Here is a 16,459-nt window from a genome sequence, read left to right on the forward strand (position 1 = left end):
GGGACACCATCACCGCCCAAGTCACCGGCTGGACCACCTCCACCCGGTCCAACTCCCGCCCCTCACGCACGACTTCGACCACGTCGAAGTCGACGTACGGGGCGAGCGCGTCGGCGCACTGGCGCAGCCGCGCCGCGAACACCGGCGCCGACTCCAGCAGCCCCGCCCCCATCCCGGCCCACTGCGTGCCCTGCCCCGGAAACACGAGGACCGTGCGGCCGGTCTGGCCCGCGATGCCGTGGACGGCGGAGCGTTCCAGGCGGGTCAGGAGTTGCTGGCGGTCGGCGGCCAGGACGACGGCGCGGTGGCCGAAGACGGTGCGGGAGGCGGCGAGGGTGAAGGCGGTGTCCAGGAGGTCGAGGTGGGGGGCGTGTTCGATGTGGGCGCTGAGTTGTGCGGCCTGGTCGTGGAGGGCTTGGGGGGTGCGGCCGGAGACGACCACCGGCAGGACGGGCGGCCGGGGGGCGGCGGGGGCGGGTTGGGTGTGCGGGGCCTGTTCCAGGACGAGGTGGGCGTTGGTGCCGCCCATGCCGAAGGCGGAGACGCCGGCCACACGGGAGTGTCCGGACGGTTCGTGCCAGGGCTCCAGTTCGGTCTGGACGCGCAGGTTGAGTGTGTCCAGCGGGATGTCCGGGTGGGGGGTGGCGTAGTGGAGGCTGGGCGGCAGTTCGCCCTCGCGGACGGCGAGCGCGGCCTTGAGCAGGCCGACGAGGCCTGCGGCGCCTTCGAGGTGGCCGACGTTGGTCTTGGCGGATCCGACGGCGAGCGGGCCGGTGCCGGGGGTGCGGGCGGCGCCGAGGACGGCGCCGAGGGCGGCCGCTTCGACGGGGTCGCCGGCCCGGGTGCCGGTGCCGTGGAGTTCGACGTAGCCGACGCGGTCGGCGCTCACGCCGGCCCGTTGGTAGGCCTCGCTGAGCAGGGCCTGTTGGGCGGTGCGGTCGGGGGTGGTGAGGCTGGGGCCGCCGCCGTCGTTGTTGACGGCGCCGCCCTTGATGACGCAGTGCACCCGGTCGCCGTCGGCGAGGGCGCGGCCGAGCGGCTTGAGGACGACGGTGGCGCCGCCCTCGCCGCGTACGTAGCCGTTGGCGCGGGCGTCGAAGGTGTGGCAGCGGCCGTCCGGGGACAGGGCGCCCATCCGTTCCATGACGGTGGTGCTGTCCTCGGTGAGGATCAGGTTGACGCCGCCGACGAGGGCGAGGTCGCTCTCGCCGCGGCGCAGGCTCTCGCAGGCGAGGTGGACGGCGACCAGCGCGGAGGACTGGGCGGTGTCGACGGCCAGGCTCGGGCCGCGCAGGCCCAGGAGGTAGGAGAGCCGGTTGGCGGTCATCGCCCGGTGCTGTCCGGCCGCGCTGTGCCCGCCGGGTGCGGTGGTGCGGCGGGCCAGGGTGGCGTAGTCGTCGGAGGCGATGCCGACGTAGACGCCGGTGCGGGTGCCGTGCAGGCGGGCGGGGACGATGCCCGCGTGTTCCAGGGCCTCCCAGCCGAGTTCGAGCATCAGGCGCTGCTGGGGGTCGGTGGCGGCGGCCTGGGCGGCGCTCATGCCGAAGAATTCCGCGTCGAATTCCGCGTGGTTTTCCAGTGCGGCCCGCCAGGTGCCGTCGGGCTGCCGGGTGACGGCGTGGCCGCCGGTGCGCAGCAGCCGCAGGAATTCTTCGACGGTGGCGGCCCCGGGGAGCCGGCACGCCATCCCCACGACGGCTATGTCGCTGTCACCCGCGTACTGCCCGGCGTTCTTGGGGGTCATTGATTCTCCATAGCCAGAGATACGAGCCAGATTTACGGAATTGCGTGGGCGGTTCACCAGGTGACGGGCAGGGTGACCAGGGAGCGGACGAGCATGTCGCGGTGCCAGGTGAGCGTGTCGGCGGGCACGGCCAGGCGCAGGCCGGGCAGCCGGCTGGTCAGGGCCGTCAGTGCGGTCTGGAGTTCGGCGCGGGCCAGCGGGGCGCCCGGGCAGTAGTGCGGGCCCTGACCGAAGGCGATGTGCGGGTTGCTCTCGCGGTCGAGGAGCACGGTGTCGGCGTGTGTGAAGACGTTCTCGTCGCGGTTGGCGGAGGCGAGGGAGTAGACGACGGCGTCGCCGGCGCGGATGGTGACGCCGCCGATCTCGACGTCCTCGGTGGCGACCCGGCTGGGGCCGACGCTGGACCAGAGCGGGACGATGCGCAGGAGTTCCTCGACGGCGCGGGGCACGAGGTCGGGGTGGGCGCACAGCCGTTCGTAGCGGGTGCGGTCCTCAAGGAGGACCAGGACGTGGGAGGCGAGCTGGCCGGCGGTGGTCTCGTGGCCGCCGATGAGCATGCCGCCGGTGAGCATGAGCAGTTCGTTCTCGCTGAGCTGCTCGCCCTCGTCGTGGGCCTCGATGAGGGCGCTGAGGAGGTCGCCGGCGGGTCTGGCCCGCCGCTGGGCGACGTAGCCGCGCAGGTAGTCGGCGTACTCCTCGGCGGCCGCCGCGACCTGTTCCTCGGTGTACCGGCTGGCGGACATCAGGGCCTCGGTGAAGGTGCGGAAGATGTGCCGGTCGGCGTGCGGGATGCCGAGCATCTCGCAGATGACGGCGGTGGGCAGCGGCAGGGCGAGCTTGTCCACCAGGTCGGCGGGGCCGCCGCCGGCGACCAGGTCGTCGAGGAGGGCGTGGGTGATCTCGGCGATGCGGGGGCGCAGCGCGGCGACGCGGCGGGCGGTGAAGGCGCGGGAGACCAGCCGGCGCAGCCGGGCGTGGTCGGCGGCGGGCATGCCCATCAGGCCGGCGGAGTCCAGCGCGCGGGGGGCGGCGCGGGGGACGTCGCGGTCGGCGGCGGCGTGCATGCTGAAGCGGGGGTCGGCGGCGGCCTTCTTGATGTCCGCGTGCCGGGTCAGCAGCCAGGCCTGGCCGCCGTAGGGCATGGCCACGCGCACCACCGGTTCGGTGGCGCGCAGTTCGGCGTAGGCCGCGTCGAGGTGGAGGTCGACGCGGTCGCCGAAGGGGTAGGTGCGGACGGATCCGGCGACGGCATGAGGGCAGGTCATGGCTGAATCTCCTCTGTACGCGGACCCCTGACACCAAAAGCGGCGGGGCGGGCTGTTCACCGCGCCCCGGTTTTTGATTGTGTCAAGTCGCGGGGAATTCCGGAGGGGATTCGAGTCGCAATAGAGCGGAATGCGAGCTGCATTCGACGGCCGGTCGAGTCTGTCCGTGGAGGGTTTTTCTGCACCGTATCGAGCCGTTTCCATATTGCTTTGAAAGGCTGACTCGATGGCGCATATCGCCTTCTTCATCCTCCCCGCGGCAGGTCATGTGAATCCGACGCTGTCCGTGGCGCGGGAACTCGTCGCTCGGGGCCACCGGGTCAGCTATGCCCTGTCCGAGAACTACGGCGAGCGGGTCCTGGCGGCCGGCGCGGAGTTCGTGCCGTATCCGATGGACCAGGACCGGTTCCTGGCCACGATGGTGCCGCAGCAGGACGCGGCCCAGTACACGGACCAGCAGGAGTTCGTGAACATGATGAAGTGGATGCTGGAGCTGACCCGGCAGACGCTTCCCGGCTTCGAGCGGCATTTCGAGAACGACCGTCCCGATGTGTTCGTGTGCGATCCGTCGTCGTTTTGGAGCGGGCACATCCTGGCGGCCAAGTGGGACATCCCGGTGATCCGCAGCACGCCCACCTACGTGGCGAACGAGCACTGGTCGCTGCACCCGCCGGTCGACACGGCCGAGGAGCAGCAGGAGGATCCGCAGACGGCCGAACTGTTCGGTGCCGTCGCGGGGTTGCTGGCCGAGCACGGGGTGGAGAAGGGCATCGGCGAGTTCGCCGACGCGGTGCACTCGGGGCCGGCGCTGGTGTATCTGCCGCGTGCCTTCCAGTACGCGGGCGACACCTTCGGCGCGGAGGTCAGCTTCGTCGGCCCGTGCACGAGCGCGAACTCCTTCCACGGCGCGTGGGAGGCTCCCGGCACCGGCCGGCCGCTGATCCTGATCAGTCTCGGCACGCTCTACAACCAGCAGCCCGCCTTCTTCCGCGCCTGTGTCGAGGCGTTCCGCCACGTCGCGTGGGACGTGGTGATCACGCATGCGGGCGGGGTGGCCGAGGGCGAGCTGGGTGAGGTGCCCGCACACATCCAGGTGCACGACTTCGCGCCGCAGGGCGCGGTGCTCCAGCACGCGACCGTGATGATCAACCACGGGGGTACGAGCACCGTGCTGCAGGCCGTCTCCGAGGGCGTGCCGGTGATCTGCGTGCCGCAGATGGCGGAGCTGCACGCGACCGCCACGCGGGTTGAGCAGCTGGGCGTGGGCGCCAAGATCCTGCGCGACGACGTCACCCCCGAGCTGATCCGGCGCACCGCGCTGGCGCTCGCCGACGACGCACAGGTGGCTGCCGCGGTGGCCCGGCTGCGCGGTCAGATCGAGTCCGCGGGCGGTCCCGCGGCCGCGGCCGACGCGGTCGAGGCGCTGCTGGTGCCCGCTGCGGCCGCCTGACCCCGTACCCCTGGTGAGCCCTGTTCAAGACTTCTGCCGACCTTCAGCCGAGGAAGCCGATATGACGACACAGACCGCGGAGGTCACCGACGCCGTGGCCCCGCAGGAGACGCAGCCGGCCGAGGCCGCGCATCCGCTGGCGCAGCCCGAGGGGGCGGGCGCGGCGCAGCTGCTGGAGTGGTTCGCCCAGGCCCGCGCTACGGCGCCGGTGTTCTGGGACGCCTCGCGTTTTGCCTGGCAGGTCTTCCGTTACGAGGACTACAACACCGTCTCCACCAACCCGCAGATCTTCTCCTCGGACTTCTCGCCGGTCTTCCCGGTGCCCGAGGAGCTGAAGCTGCTGATGGGTCCGGGCACGTTCGGCGGGATCGACCCGCCCCGGCACGGTCCGCTGCGCAAGCTGGTCAGCCAGGCCTTCACGCCGCGCCGCATGGCCGCGCTCGAGCCGCGGATCGCGGAGGTCACCCGCGAGCTGCTGGCCGGCCTGGGCGGGCGCGGCGAGATCGACGTGGTCACGGAGCTGGCGTATCCGCTGCCGGTGACGGTGATCGCCGAGCTGCTCGGGGTGCCCGCGAGCGACCAGGACAAGTTCCGCGAGTGGGTCGACGTCATCCTCAACAACGAGGGGATGGAGTACCCGAACCTCCCCGACGACTTCGCCCAGACGATGGGCCCGGCCATCAAGGAGTGGGCGGCGTACCTGTACGCGAAGATCGCCGAGAAGCGGGCGGAGCCGTCCGGGGACCTGATGAGCGGGCTGATCGAGTCCGAGGTCGACGGGCGGCGGCTGACCGACGAGGAGATCGTCAACATCGTGGCGCTGCTGCTGACGGCGGGTCACATCTCCAGCGCGACGCTGCTGAGCAACCTGTTCATCGTGCTGGACGAGCATCCCGAGGCGCACGCGGCGCTGCGTGCGGACCGGTCGCTGATCCCGGGCGCGATCGAGGAGACGCTGCGCTACCGCAGCCCGTTCAACAACATCTTTAGGCTGCTGAAGGAGGACACCGACCTGCTCGGTGTGCCGATGAAGGCCGGTCAGATGGTGGTGGCGTGGAGCCAGTCGGCCAACCGCGACGCCGCGCAGTTCCCCGACCCGGACAGGTTCGACATCCGCCGCACGGCCAACAAGCACATGGCGTTCGGCCACGGCATCCACCACTGCCTCGGCGCGTTCCTGGCCCGGATGGAGGCGAAGGTCTTCCTCGACCTCGTCCTGGACGAGTTCGCCTCGTTCACGGTCCACCACGACCGGGCGGAGTTCTACGAGGCGGACCAGCTGACCGCCCGTCATCTTCCCGTCACCGTCGTGCGCGGCTGAGCGGCCTTGCGGCACCGGCCGGGCAACCAGGGAGCGATCGCATGACAGTGGGCACCATCACCCAAGCGACGGTGGGCAGGGTCAAGCCCTGCGCCCTCATCGACCTGGAGCAGCACAACGACGAGCGGGGCAGCCTGTCCGTCGTCGAATCCGAGTGGACGGCCGGTTTCCCGATCAGGCGGGTGTACTACCTGCACGACGTGGACACCGGCTCGTCCCGGGGCGGGCACGCGCACCGGGCGCTGGAGCAGCTCATCATCGCCGTCCACGGCAGTTTCTCGATCACCGTGGACGACGGGTTCGCCCGCACCGAGTACCGGCTCGACGGGGCCGGCCAGGGCCTGTACATCGGCCCGATGGTGTGGCGCAACCTCAGCGACTTCTCCCCCGGCGCGGTCTCGCTGGTGCTGGCGTCGCTGCACTACGACGAGGCGGACTACTACCGCCAGTACGACGAGTTCCTGCACGACGCGCGGAGGCGGCGGTGACCGCGCCCGCCCTCGCACCGGTGCGGCGGGTGGCCTTCCACGACCTGCGTGACCTGCACTCCCTGGACGGTGTGCAGGGCGAGCTGGAGGCCGCGGTGCTGCGGGTGACGCGTTCCGGGCGCTATCTGCTCGGGCCCGAACTGGCCGCCTTCGAGGCGGAGTTCGCCCGGTACTGCGAGAACGAGCACTGCGTCGGCGTGGGCAGCGGGCTGGACGCCCTGGAGCTGACGCTGCGGGCGCTGGGGGTGGGCGCGGGCGACGAGGTGATCGTCCCCGGGCACACCTTCGTGGCGACCTGGCTCGCGGTGTCCGCGACCGGGGCCCGTCCGGTGCCGGTGGAACCGGAAGCCGACTCGTACCTGATCGATCCGGCGCGCATCGAGGCCGCGCTCACCCCGCGCACCAGGGCGATCATGCCGGTGCATCCCTACGGGCATCCGGTGGACCTGGACGCCGTGGAGGCTGTGGCCGCCGCCCGGGGCATCCCGGTGGTGGAGGACGCGGCGCAGGCGCACGGCGCCCGCTACCGGGGCCGGCGCATCGGCTCCGGGTATGCGGCGGCGTTCAGCTTCTACCCGGGCAAGAACCTGGGGGCGCTGGGCGACGGCGGCGCCGTCGTCACCCGCGACGCCCGGCTCGCCGAGCGGATCCGCAGCCTGCGCAACTACGGCTCGCGGGTGAAGTACCGGCACGACGAGCGCGGCACCAACTCCCGCCTGGACGAGCTGCAGGCGGCCGTACTGCGGGTGAAGCTGCCGTATCTGGACGCCTGGAACGCCCGCCGCGGCCGGATCGCGGCCCGCTACAGCGCGGCCCTGGCCGGGCTGCCGGGTGTGGCCGGGCCGCGGGTGCGGGGCTGGGCTCAGCCGGTGTGGCACCAGTACGTGCTGCGCACCGCGCACCGCGAGCGGCTGGCCGCGGCGCTGGCCGCGGCCGGGGTGCAGACCCTGGTCCACTACCCGGTCCCCGTGCACCGCTCCCCCGCCTACGCGGGCGAGCACCCCGGTGCGCTGCCGCTCAGCGAACGGCTGGCCGCCCAGGTGCTGAGCCTGCCGATGGGGCCGCAACTGACCGAGCAGGACGTGGAGTCGGTCGTCGCGGCGGTCAAGGACGCCGCACGGACAAGCCAGGAGACAAGCCGGGAGACGAGCCAGGAGAGCAGTCATGAGTGAGAGTGCGCGGCCGATGAAGGGCATCATCCTGGCCGGCGGCAGCGGCACCCGGCTGCGCCCGCTGACCGGGGTCGTGTCCAAGCAACTGCTGCCGGTCTACGACAAGCCGATGATCTACTACCCGCTGTCGGTGCTGATGCTGGCCGGCATCCGGGACATCCAGATCATCTCCACCAAGACCCATCTGGACATGTTCCGGGCGCTGCTCGGCGACGGCGCGCAGTTCGGGCTCCGGCTCACCTACGCCGCCCAGGAGGAACCGCGCGGCATCGCGGAGGCCTTCCTCATCGGCGAGGAGCACATCGCCGACAGCCCGGTGGCGCTGATCCTGGGCGACAACGTCTTCCACGGCCCGGGCTTCTCCTCCCTGATCGCCAGCTGCGTCGCCCGCCTGGACGGCTGCGAGCTGTTCGGCTACCCGGTCAAGGACCCCCAGCGGTACGGCGTCGGCGAGGTGGACGCGGAGGGCCGGCTGCTGTCCCTGGTGGAAAAGCCCGCCCGGCCGCGCTCCAACCTGGCCGTCACCGGCCTGTACCTCTACGACAACGACGTGGTCGACATCGCCCGCCGGCTGACCCCGTCCGCACGCGGCGAGCTGGAGATCACCGACGTCAACCTCGCCTATCTGGCGCAGGGCCGGGCCCGGCTGAGCGAGCTGGGCCGCGGGTTCGCCTGGCTGGACATGGGCACGCACGACTCGCTGCTCCAGGCCAGCCAGTACGTGCAGCTGCTGGAGCAGCGCCAGGGCGAACGGATCGCCTGCCTGGAGGAGATCGCCCTGCGGATGGGGTTCATCACGCACCAGCAGTGCCTCGAACTCGGCAGCGAGCTGGGCAGTTCGGGCTACGGCGACTACGTGCGCGAACTCGCCGGCCGCGCCGTTCCCGCCTGACCCCGGCAACCCCCTCGCCCCCCTCGTCCCGCTTGTCCCCCACTTTCAGGAAAGGCCTTGGTCAGATGCGTGTCCTCGTGACCGGCGGTGCGGGCTTCATCGGCTCGCACTTCGTCAGAGAGCTGCTGTCCGGCGCCTATCCGGACCTCGCCGGGGCCCAGGTGGTGGTGCTGGACGCGCTCACCTACGCCGGCCACCGCGCCAATCTGGACCCGGTCCGCGACCACGTGGGCCTTCAGTTCGTGCACGGGGACATCTGCGATGCGCGGCTGACCGGACAGCTGATGGCCGGCACCGACCTGGTGGTGCACTTCGCGGCCGAGTCGCACGTGGACCGTTCGATCGCCGACGCCTCCGCGTTCGTCCGCACCAACGTGCTGGGCACCCAGACCCTGCTGCAGGCCGCCGCCGAGGCGGGCGCCGGCCGCTTCGTGCATGTCTCGACGGACGAGGTGTACGGGTCGATCGAGCACGGTTCGTGGCCCGAGGACCACCCGCTGCTGCCCAACTCCCCCTACGCCGCCTCCAAGGCCGCCTCCGACCTGCTGGCGCTGGCGTTCCACCGCACCCACGGCCTGGACGTGTGCGTGACCCGCTGCTCCAACAACTACGGGCCGTACCAGTTCCCGGAGAAGGCGATCCCGCTGTTCACCACGAACCTCATGGACGGCCTCGACGTCCCGCTGTACGGGGACGGCGGCAACAGCCGGGACTGGCTGCACGTCGACGACCACTGCCGGGGCATCGCCCTGGTCGCCGCCAAGGGCCGACCCGGCGAGATCTACAACATCGGCGGCGGCACCGAGCTGACCAACCTCGAACTCACCGACCGGCTGCTGGACTTGTGCGGCCGGGACCACTCGGCGGTGCGCCGGGTCGCGGACCGGGCCGCGCACGACCGCCGCTACTCGGTGGACATCACGAAGATCTCTACCGAGCTGGGGTACGCCCCGCGGATCCCCTTCGCGCGGGGGCTGGCCGACACGGTGGCCTGGTACCGCGCCAACCGGCCCTGGTGGGAGCCGCTCAAGGAGCGCACCGCACGAGGGGCGGGTGACCGTGCGCATCGATGAAACCACGATCCCCGGCACCTACCGGCTCGTCCCCAAGAAGATCTCCGACGAGCGCGGCCACTTCTACGAGGCCGCGAAGCACAGCGCACTGACCGGGGCGACCGGGCTGGCGTTCACGGTCCGCCAGGTCAACAACTCCGTCTCACGGCGCGGGGTGCTGCGCGGGGTGCACTGCGGTGACGTGCCCGGCGACGCGAGCAAGCTGGTCAGCTGCGTGCGCGGCGCGATCCTCGACGTGATGGTCGACCTGCGGGTGGGCTCGCCGACCTTCGGCGCCCACCAGGCGACCCGGCTTCAGGCCGGCGACGGCATCGCCCTGTACATGCCCGGCAGCATCGGCCACGCCTTCCTCGCCCTGGAGGAGGGCACCTGCGTGAACTACCTGCTGTCCACCGAGTACGTGCCCGGCGCGATGGTCGACCTCGACGCGCTCGACCCGGCGCTGGCCCTGCCCTGGAACCTGCACGGGGACCTGGACGCCCTGGACGCCCCGCCGGTGCGCTCGGCCAAGGACGCCGCCGCCCCCACGCTCGCCGAGGTCGCCGCCTCCGGCCGGCTGCCCCGCTACACGCCGCCTTCGAGGAGCTGAACCGCCGTGACCCTACCGACCCCGACCCGGGCACCGGCCGCCCCCTGCGGCGTGTGGCTGCGCCGCTACCGCCCCGCCCAGACCCAGACCGCGGCCGCGGCCGTGCGGCTGGTGTGCTTTCCGCACGCCGGCGGCTCGGCCACCGCCTTCCGCCCGCTCGCCGACACCCTCGCCCCCGCCGGGATCGAGGTGCTGTCCGTGCAGTACCCCGGCCGCCAGGACCGGCGGCACGAGCCGTTCATCCCCACCGTCGAGGAACTCATCGAGACGCTGCTGCCGGAGCTCAAGCCGTGGACCGATGAGCCCTTCGCCCTGTTCGGGCACAGCCTGGGCGCCACCCTCGCCTACGAGACGGCCCGCCGGCTGGCCGCCTCGGGGCGCCCTCCGCTGCATGTCTTCCTCTCCGGGCGCCGGGCACCGGGCGTGCCCCGGCACGACCTCCCTGCCCTGCTGGACGACCGGTCGCTGATCGACCGGATCACCCGGCTGCAGGGCACCGACCCGGCCGTGCTGCAGGACGAGGAACTGCTGCGCATGGTGCTGCCCGCGCTGCGCAACGACTACGCGATGGCGGGCGCCTACCGCCATCAGCCGGTCCCTGTCCTGCGCGTCCCGGTGACCGTGCTGACCGGCGACAGCGATCCGAACGTGTCCGTCGAGCACGCGCGGCGCTGGTCGCAGGTGGCGGGCGGCCCGTTCGCCCTGCAGGTGCTGCCCGGCGGCCACTTCTACCTCAACGACCGCACGGAGTCCGTCGGCCACATCATCGCGGAGGCGCTGGATCATGCTCGTTGACCTGCTTGTTGGCACCCCGGCACCGGCCGCGGCCGCGGACCGGGCGCAGACCGCGCGGCGCCTGCTGGCCTCGGCCCGCGTGAGCGACACGGCGGCCATGCCGGTGGACCGGGTGCCGGGCTGGCTGGCCGAACACGCCCGCCGCGGACGGTTCGAGGTCACCCCCGTCCCCTTCGCGCAGCTGCGGGGCTGGTCCTTCGAGACGGGCAGCGGCAATCTGCGGCACGAGTCGGGCCGGTTCTTCGCGGTGGAGGGCCTGCATGTGCTCGCCGACGGACTCCCGGCGCGCGGCTGGAAGCAGCCGATCATCGTGCAGCCGGAGGTGGGCCTGCTGGGCATCGTCGCCCGGGAGATCGACGGGGTCCTGCACTTCCTGATGCAGGCCAAGATGGAGCCGGGCAACATCAACATGCTCCAGCTCTCCCCGACGGTGCAGGCCACCCGCAGCAACTTCACCGGCGTGCACAACGGCCGCGACATCCCGTTCCTGGACCTGTTCATGGACCGCGGCCGGGCCAGGGTGCTGGTGGACGTGCTCCAGTCCGAGCAGGCCGACTGGTTCCTCGCCAAACGCAACCGCAACATGATCGTGGAGATCGACGAGGACCTTCAGGCGGGCCCGGACTTCTGCTGGCTGACCTTCGGTCAGATCCTGCGGCTGCTGCGGCTGGACAACGTGGTCAACATGGACGCCCGCTCCATCCTCGCCTGCCTGCCCACCGCGGGCGCCACCACCGGCGATCCCGGCGATGCGGTGCTGCGCTCCTTCCACGACCCGGCCGCCCCCGCCCTGGCCACCACGGCGGAGATCCACAGCTGGCTGACCGGGATCCGGGCGCTGCGCGAGCTGGTCCAGCGCCGGGTGCCGCTGCCCGAGGTCGCCGAGGACGGCTGGCTGTTCGGCGAGACGGAGATCGGCCACGCCAGCGGCCGCCGCTTCAAGGTCATCGGCGCGGATGTCTCGGCGAGCAACCGCGAGGTCGCCGCCTGGACCCAGCCGCTGATCCAGCCGCAGGTGCCGGGGCTGATGGCGCTGATCGTCAAGCGCATCAACAACACCCTGCACGCCCTGGTCCAGGCGCGGGTCGATGTGGGCCACCTCAACGTGGCCGAGCTGGCGCCGACCGTGCACTGCCGCCCCGCCGACCACACCGGCCCGGGCACCGAACCGTATCCGCCGTTCCTCGCCGACGTGCTCGCCGCGCCCGGCAGCCGGATCCACTACGACGCCGTGCAGTCCGAGGAGGGCGGCCGCTTCCACCACGCGGTGAACCGGTACACCATCGTCGAGGCCGGCGACGACTTCACCGAGGAGGTGCCCGAGGACTACGCGTGGCTGACGTTCGCCCAGCTCACCGAGTTGCTGGCGCACAGCCACTACCTCAACGTCGAGCTGCGCACGCTGGTGGTGTGCGCGCACACCCTGTACTGAGCCATGGCCGTCACTTCTGCTCCCCTGCGCCTGGGCCTGCTCGGCTGCGGCGACATCGCCGCCCGCCGCACCCTGCCGGCACTGCACCGCACGCCCGGCCTCGAGCTCGCCGCCGTGGCGGCCCGGGATCCCGCCCGGGCGGCGTCCTTCGCGGCCCGTTTCGGGGGCGTCGCGCTGTCGTCGTACGACGAACTGCTGGCCGGTGACGAGACCGAGGCCGTCTATCTGTGCCTGCCCACGATGCTGCACGCGGCCTGGGCCGAACGCGCCCTCCTTGCGGGCAAGCACGTCCTGGTGGAAAAGCCGCTGGCGACCTGCGGCCCGGACGCGGAGAAGCTGTTCGCGCTGGCCGCCGAGCGCGGCCTGGTGCTGCTGGAGAACTTCATGTTCCTGCACCACCACGCCCAGAAGAAGGTCACCGAGCTGCTGACGGCGCACGCCCTGGGCGAACTGCGCGCGGTCTCGGCCGCGTTCACCATCCCGCCCCGCCCCGAGGGCGACACCCGCTACGACCCGGCCCTGGGCGGCGGCGCGCTCCTCGACAACGGCGTCTACCCGCTGCGGGCGGCCCTCAGGCTGCTCGGCGGCGATCTCACGGTCGCCGGGGCGGTGCTGCGGCACAGCGAGCGGTACGGCGTCGACACGGGCGGCGCCGTCCTGCTCGCCGCGCCCGGCGGGGCCACCGCGCAGGTCCGGTTCGGGATGGAGCACCACTACCGCTCCTGGTACGAGATCCAGGGCAGCACGGGCACGCTCGCCGTCGACCACGTCTACACGACCGCGCCCGATGTCGCGCCCGTGCTGCGGCTGACGGCCGGCACCGACCGCACCGAGATCCGCATCCCGGCCGAGGACCACTTCGAGGCCGTGCTGCGCTTCTTCGCCGCCGCCGTGCGCGAGCGCCGGCACGTGGCGGGCGAACTGCGCCTGCTCGGCGAGGAGTCACAGCGGCAGGCCGGGCTGCTCGACGCCGTCCGGGCGGCGGCGGTGCGCGTCAGCCGGTGACGGCGGCGCCCTCGTCCAGGTGAAGACGGGAGCCGGTGAAGGCGCGGCGCATGCGCCGGTCGTGGGTGACCACGACGACCGCGCCCGGATAGCCGGCCAGGGCCGCTTCGAGCTCCTCCACCAGCAGCGGGGAGAGGTGGTTGGTGGGCTCGTCCAGCAGCAGCAGGTCCACCGGCCGGGTCACCAGCCGGGCCAGGTCGATCCGGCGGCGCTGGCCCACCGACAGGGAACCGACCGGCAGGTTCAGCTCCGCCGCGCGGAACAGGCCAACCGCCAGCAGCTCGTCGGCGTACTCGTCCGGGTGGCCCGGGCGGCCCTCGGCGAACTCGGCCAGCACCGAACGCCGGGGCTGCCTGGGCAGCTCGTCCTGGCGCAGCCAGCCGGTGTGGGCGGCCCGCCGCACGGTGCCGGCATCGGGTTCGAGGTCGCCGGCGAGCACCCGCAGCAGGGTGGACTTGCCCGCCCCGTTCGGCCCGGTGATCAGCAGCCGTTCGCCGGGGGCGACGGCCAGCCGCGCCAGCCGCAGCCGGCCGGTCACCTCCAGGCCGCGCACCTCGGCGAGCACCCCTGCTTCTTCCCGGCCGCCGGCGCCGGCGGGGGTGCCGGCCGGGGTGAGGGAGACGGTGAAGCGCAGCGGGTCCGGGGGCCGGGGCACCGGGTTCTCCTTGAGCCTGCGCAGCCGCTCATGGGCGTTGCGGGCCTTGCCCGAGGTGGCGGTCGAGGAGGAGCGGGCCCGGTGGTGCTCGGAGCCGCTGAACGCCCACGGGCCCTTCTTGGCGATCATCGCGAGCATCCGGCCGGCGTTGGCGGCGAGGGTCTCCTGGCGGGCGATCTCGGCCAGATGGTCCTGGTACTCCCGCTCCCAGCGGGCCCGGGCGGCCGCCTTGGCCCGCAGATAGCCCTGGTAGCCGTCGCCGTAGCGGTTGACGGTCTTCCGGTCCGGGTCGACCTCGAGGATCGCGGAGGTCACGGCCTCCAAGAAGGCCCGGTCGTGGGTGATGACCACCACGGTGCCGCGGTGCTCGCGCAGCCGCTTCTCCAGCCAGGCCACGGCCTGGTCGTCGAGGTCGTTGGTGGGCTCGTCCAGCAGCAGCAGCTCGGGCGCGGCGGCCAGCGTCGCGGCCAGGGCCAGCCTGCGGCGTTCGCCGCCGGAGAGGGTGTCGACGTCCCGCTCACGGTCCAGTCCGGGCAGTCCCAGCCCGTGCAGGGCGGCATCGGCGCGGGCGTCGGCCTCGTAGCCGCCGCGGTGCTCGAACTGTGCGAGCAGGTCGCCGTAGGCGTCCAGCAGCCGCGGGTCGTCGTCGGCCAGGGCGTCCTCGGCGGCGTGCAGCCGGCGCTCCAGGTCCCGCAGATCGGCGAACGCCCCGTCCAGCACGTCCCGCACGGTGGCGCCGGCGGGCAGGTCCAGGCGCTGCGGGAGATGGCCGATGCCGCCCGGGGCGGTGACGGTCACCTCGCCGTTGTCGGCGCTCTCGGCGCCGGCGATGATCCGCAGCAGGGTGGACTTGCCCGACCCGTTGTCCCCGATGACGCCGGCCTTCTCGCCCGGGCCGACGGTCAGGGACACCCGGTCCAGGACGACATGGTCGTCGTAGCGCTTGGTGACCTCCTCCAGCGTGAGCTGGGAGTGCGCCCTGGACGCGGCGGGTGAGGCAATTCGCATGGACATCCCTCTGATTCGAGCGTGCGGACCGGTGGACAGTCCTGGCCCACGACCCTAGGCCGCACCCGCTCAAGACCGGCTGGAGAACCCCTCGAGCCGGCTGCCCCCCGGCGGTCACCAGCGCAGCAGCGTCAGCCCCGTGGTCATGCCGCCGCCGAAGCCCGCCAGCAGGACCAGGTCGCCCGGGTGGATCAGGTCGCGGGCGGCGGCGAGGGTGAGGGGGACGGACGCGGCGCCGGTGTTGCCGTAGCGGTCCAGGGTGCGGTGGACGGCGGCGTGCGGCAGGTCCAGCTCCGGCAGCAGGGCGTCGATCATGCGGCCGTTGGCCTGGTGCGGGACGAAGTGGCGGATCTCGGTGGCGGCGACGCCGGCGTGGGCCAGGAACCGGTGCACCGCGCCCGGCAGGTGGTCCTTGACGAAGGTCTTCACGCCGTGGCCGTCCATGGTGAAGTAGTGCAGCCCGTCCTGCAGGGTCTCCTTGGAGGCGGGCATCCGGCTGCCGCCCGCCTCAACCTTGATCAGGTCCTGGTGCTCGCCGTGACTGGCCAGCTCGGTGGCGAGGACACCGCGGTTGCCGGGGAGCGGGCCGACGACGACCGCGCCGGCGCCGTCGCCGAACAGGGAGACGGTGCGCCGGTCGGTCGGGTCGATGATCCGGGAGTAGATGTCCACGCCCACCACCAGGGCATGTCCGCCCGGCGGCAGCATGCGGCGGGCGGCCTCCAGCGCGTAGACGAAGCCGCTGCACACCGCGTTGAGGTCGAAGGCCGCCGCGTGCCGCGCCCCGATCCGGTGCTGCAGCAGACAGGCCGTCGGCGGCTGCGGGAAGTCCGGGGTGGAGGTGGCCACGACGACCAGGCCGAGCCGGTCGGCGGCCAGGCCGGCGTCGCGCAGCGCGGCGTGCGCGGCGTGTTCCGCGAGGTCGGAGGCGGCCTGGTCGGGGTGCGCGTAGCGCCGGGCGAGGATCCCGGTCCTGGACTCGATCCACTGCGGGGTCACCCCCGCCGCGGCGGCGGCCTGCGTGTTGTCGACCACCCGGTCCGGCACGTATCCGCCGCAGCCCAGGATGCCGCCCGCGGTGCCCGCCAGGCCGCCGTCGGCGAAGGAGGCGAGGGCGCAGCCGCACCGGCAGTCGTCTCGGTGAGTCATCTCTTGTCTCTCCTCGGACGCGGGGACGGCCCGGACAGAATCGGTGGTGGGACGTGCAAAGGGGGCAGGTGCGCCCAACGCGGCGCGCGGGCCGCACGGGGGCGGCGCGCGGGGCCTGCCCCCTTGTGACGATGCCGGACGCCGCGGACCGGGTGACGGCGCCGCCCAACGCCGCCCGCGGACCTGCCGGTTTCCTGTCCGGCACTCCAAGAATTGAGCCACCGCCGCTCACCGCAATTCAATGCCTGACGGCCCCTGGGCCCCTCCTTGCCCGGATGTCCGGTGCGCCCAGAATTTGCTGTAGGGGTGGGTGCCGAAGACCCCCTGCCCGGCGTGGAACCGGCGGCAGCTGCTCGACCGGCCGGCCGGCCCGGGCGGTGTCCCGCCGGCGGGACCACGGCCCGGCCCGGCTCCCGTCGGC

The 16,459-nt window shown here is 72.6% G+C and carries 14 protein-coding genes; 10 read left to right on the forward strand and 4 right to left on the reverse strand.

The window, feature by feature from the left end; genetic code table 11:
* Both AB0I98_RS47615 and AB0I98_RS47620 read right to left on the reverse strand, forming a co-directional pair.
* A partial coding sequence (locus tag AB0I98_RS47615; protein ID WP_362952414.1) for a beta-ketoacyl synthase N-terminal-like domain-containing protein occupies window positions 1-1,744 on the reverse strand: 1,744 nt, incomplete at its 3' end.
* Between the two features lie 53 nt (window positions 1,745-1,797).
* Entirely contained in the window at window positions 1,798-3,009 is a 1,212-nt protein-coding gene (locus AB0I98_RS47620; protein ID WP_362952416.1) for a cytochrome P450, read from the reverse strand.
* Between the two features lie 226 nt (window positions 3,010-3,235).
* On the opposite strand from AB0I98_RS47620, the gene AB0I98_RS47625 reads away from it, so the two are divergent.
* From AB0I98_RS47625 to AB0I98_RS47670, 10 genes are all read left to right on the forward strand, one after another.
* Entirely contained in the window at window positions 3,236-4,459 is a 1,224-nt protein-coding gene (locus AB0I98_RS47625) for a macrolide family glycosyltransferase (RefSeq protein ID WP_362952419.1), read from the forward strand.
* 61 nt (window positions 4,460-4,520) lie between these two features.
* A complete protein-coding gene (locus AB0I98_RS47630) occupies window positions 4,521-5,780 on the forward strand; it encodes a cytochrome P450 (protein ID WP_362952421.1) in 1,260 nt (419 codons plus the stop codon).
* Between the two features lie 41 nt (window positions 5,781-5,821).
* Window positions 5,822-6,268, forward strand: a complete 447-nt coding sequence (locus tag AB0I98_RS47635; RefSeq protein WP_362952423.1) for an FdtA/QdtA family cupin domain-containing protein — start codon at window positions 5,822-5,824, stop codon at window positions 6,266-6,268.
* Window positions 6,265-7,440 carry a DegT/DnrJ/EryC1/StrS family aminotransferase gene (locus tag AB0I98_RS47640; RefSeq protein ID WP_362952425.1) on the forward strand — a complete coding sequence of 392 codons (1,176 nt, stop codon included), beginning with the start codon at window positions 6,265-6,267 and terminating at the stop codon, window positions 7,438-7,440. The genes AB0I98_RS47635 and AB0I98_RS47640 overlap by 4 nt, the downstream gene beginning before the upstream one ends.
* A 13-nt stretch (window positions 7,441-7,453) precedes the next feature.
* Window positions 7,454-8,332 carry a glucose-1-phosphate thymidylyltransferase RfbA gene (rfbA, locus tag AB0I98_RS47645; protein WP_362952441.1) on the forward strand — a complete coding sequence of 293 codons (879 nt, stop codon included), beginning with the start codon at window positions 7,454-7,456 and terminating at the stop codon, window positions 8,330-8,332.
* A gap of 65 nt (window positions 8,333-8,397) precedes the next feature.
* Entirely contained in the window at window positions 8,398-9,405 is a 1,008-nt protein-coding gene (gene rfbB, locus AB0I98_RS47650) for a dTDP-glucose 4,6-dehydratase (RefSeq protein ID WP_362952427.1), read from the forward strand.
* The gene (rfbC, locus tag AB0I98_RS47655; RefSeq protein WP_362952429.1) at window positions 9,392-9,994 is read left to right on the forward strand and encodes a dTDP-4-dehydrorhamnose 3,5-epimerase; all 603 of its coding nucleotides are present in this window, start codon (window positions 9,392-9,394) and stop codon (window positions 9,992-9,994) included. Before rfbB ends, rfbC begins: the two co-directional genes overlap by 14 nt.
* A gap of 6 nt (window positions 9,995-10,000) precedes the next feature.
* Complete coding sequence (locus AB0I98_RS47660; RefSeq protein WP_362952431.1) at window positions 10,001-10,789, forward strand: alpha/beta fold hydrolase; 789 nt, start codon at window positions 10,001-10,003, stop codon at window positions 10,787-10,789.
* A complete protein-coding gene (locus AB0I98_RS47665; protein ID WP_362952433.1) occupies window positions 10,779-12,221 on the forward strand; it encodes an NDP-hexose 2,3-dehydratase family protein in 1,443 nt (480 codons plus the stop codon). Before AB0I98_RS47660 ends, AB0I98_RS47665 begins: the two co-directional genes overlap by 11 nt.
* 3 nt (window positions 12,222-12,224) lie before the next feature.
* Entirely contained in the window at window positions 12,225-13,226 is a 1,002-nt protein-coding gene (locus AB0I98_RS47670; protein WP_362952435.1) for a Gfo/Idh/MocA family oxidoreductase, read from the forward strand.
* On the opposite strand, the gene abc-f is transcribed toward AB0I98_RS47670, so the two are convergent.
* Together abc-f and AB0I98_RS47680 are read right to left on the reverse strand one after the other, a co-directional pair.
* Window positions 13,216-14,895, reverse strand: a complete 1,680-nt coding sequence (abc-f, locus tag AB0I98_RS47675; RefSeq protein WP_362952437.1) for a ribosomal protection-like ABC-F family protein — start codon at window positions 14,893-14,895, stop codon at window positions 13,216-13,218. The two genes, AB0I98_RS47670 and abc-f, sit on opposite strands and share 11 nt — an antisense overlap.
* A gap of 108 nt (window positions 14,896-15,003) precedes the next feature.
* The gene (locus AB0I98_RS47680) at window positions 15,004-16,038 is read right to left on the reverse strand and encodes a ketoacyl-ACP synthase III (RefSeq protein ID WP_362952439.1); all 1,035 of its coding nucleotides are present in this window, start codon (window positions 16,036-16,038) and stop codon (window positions 15,004-15,006) included.
* Between the last annotated feature and the right edge of the window lie 421 nt (window positions 16,039-16,459).

The organism is Streptomyces sp. NPDC050211 (assembly GCF_040656035.1).
Classification (GTDB): domain Bacteria; phylum Actinomycetota; class Actinomycetes; order Streptomycetales; family Streptomycetaceae; genus Streptomyces.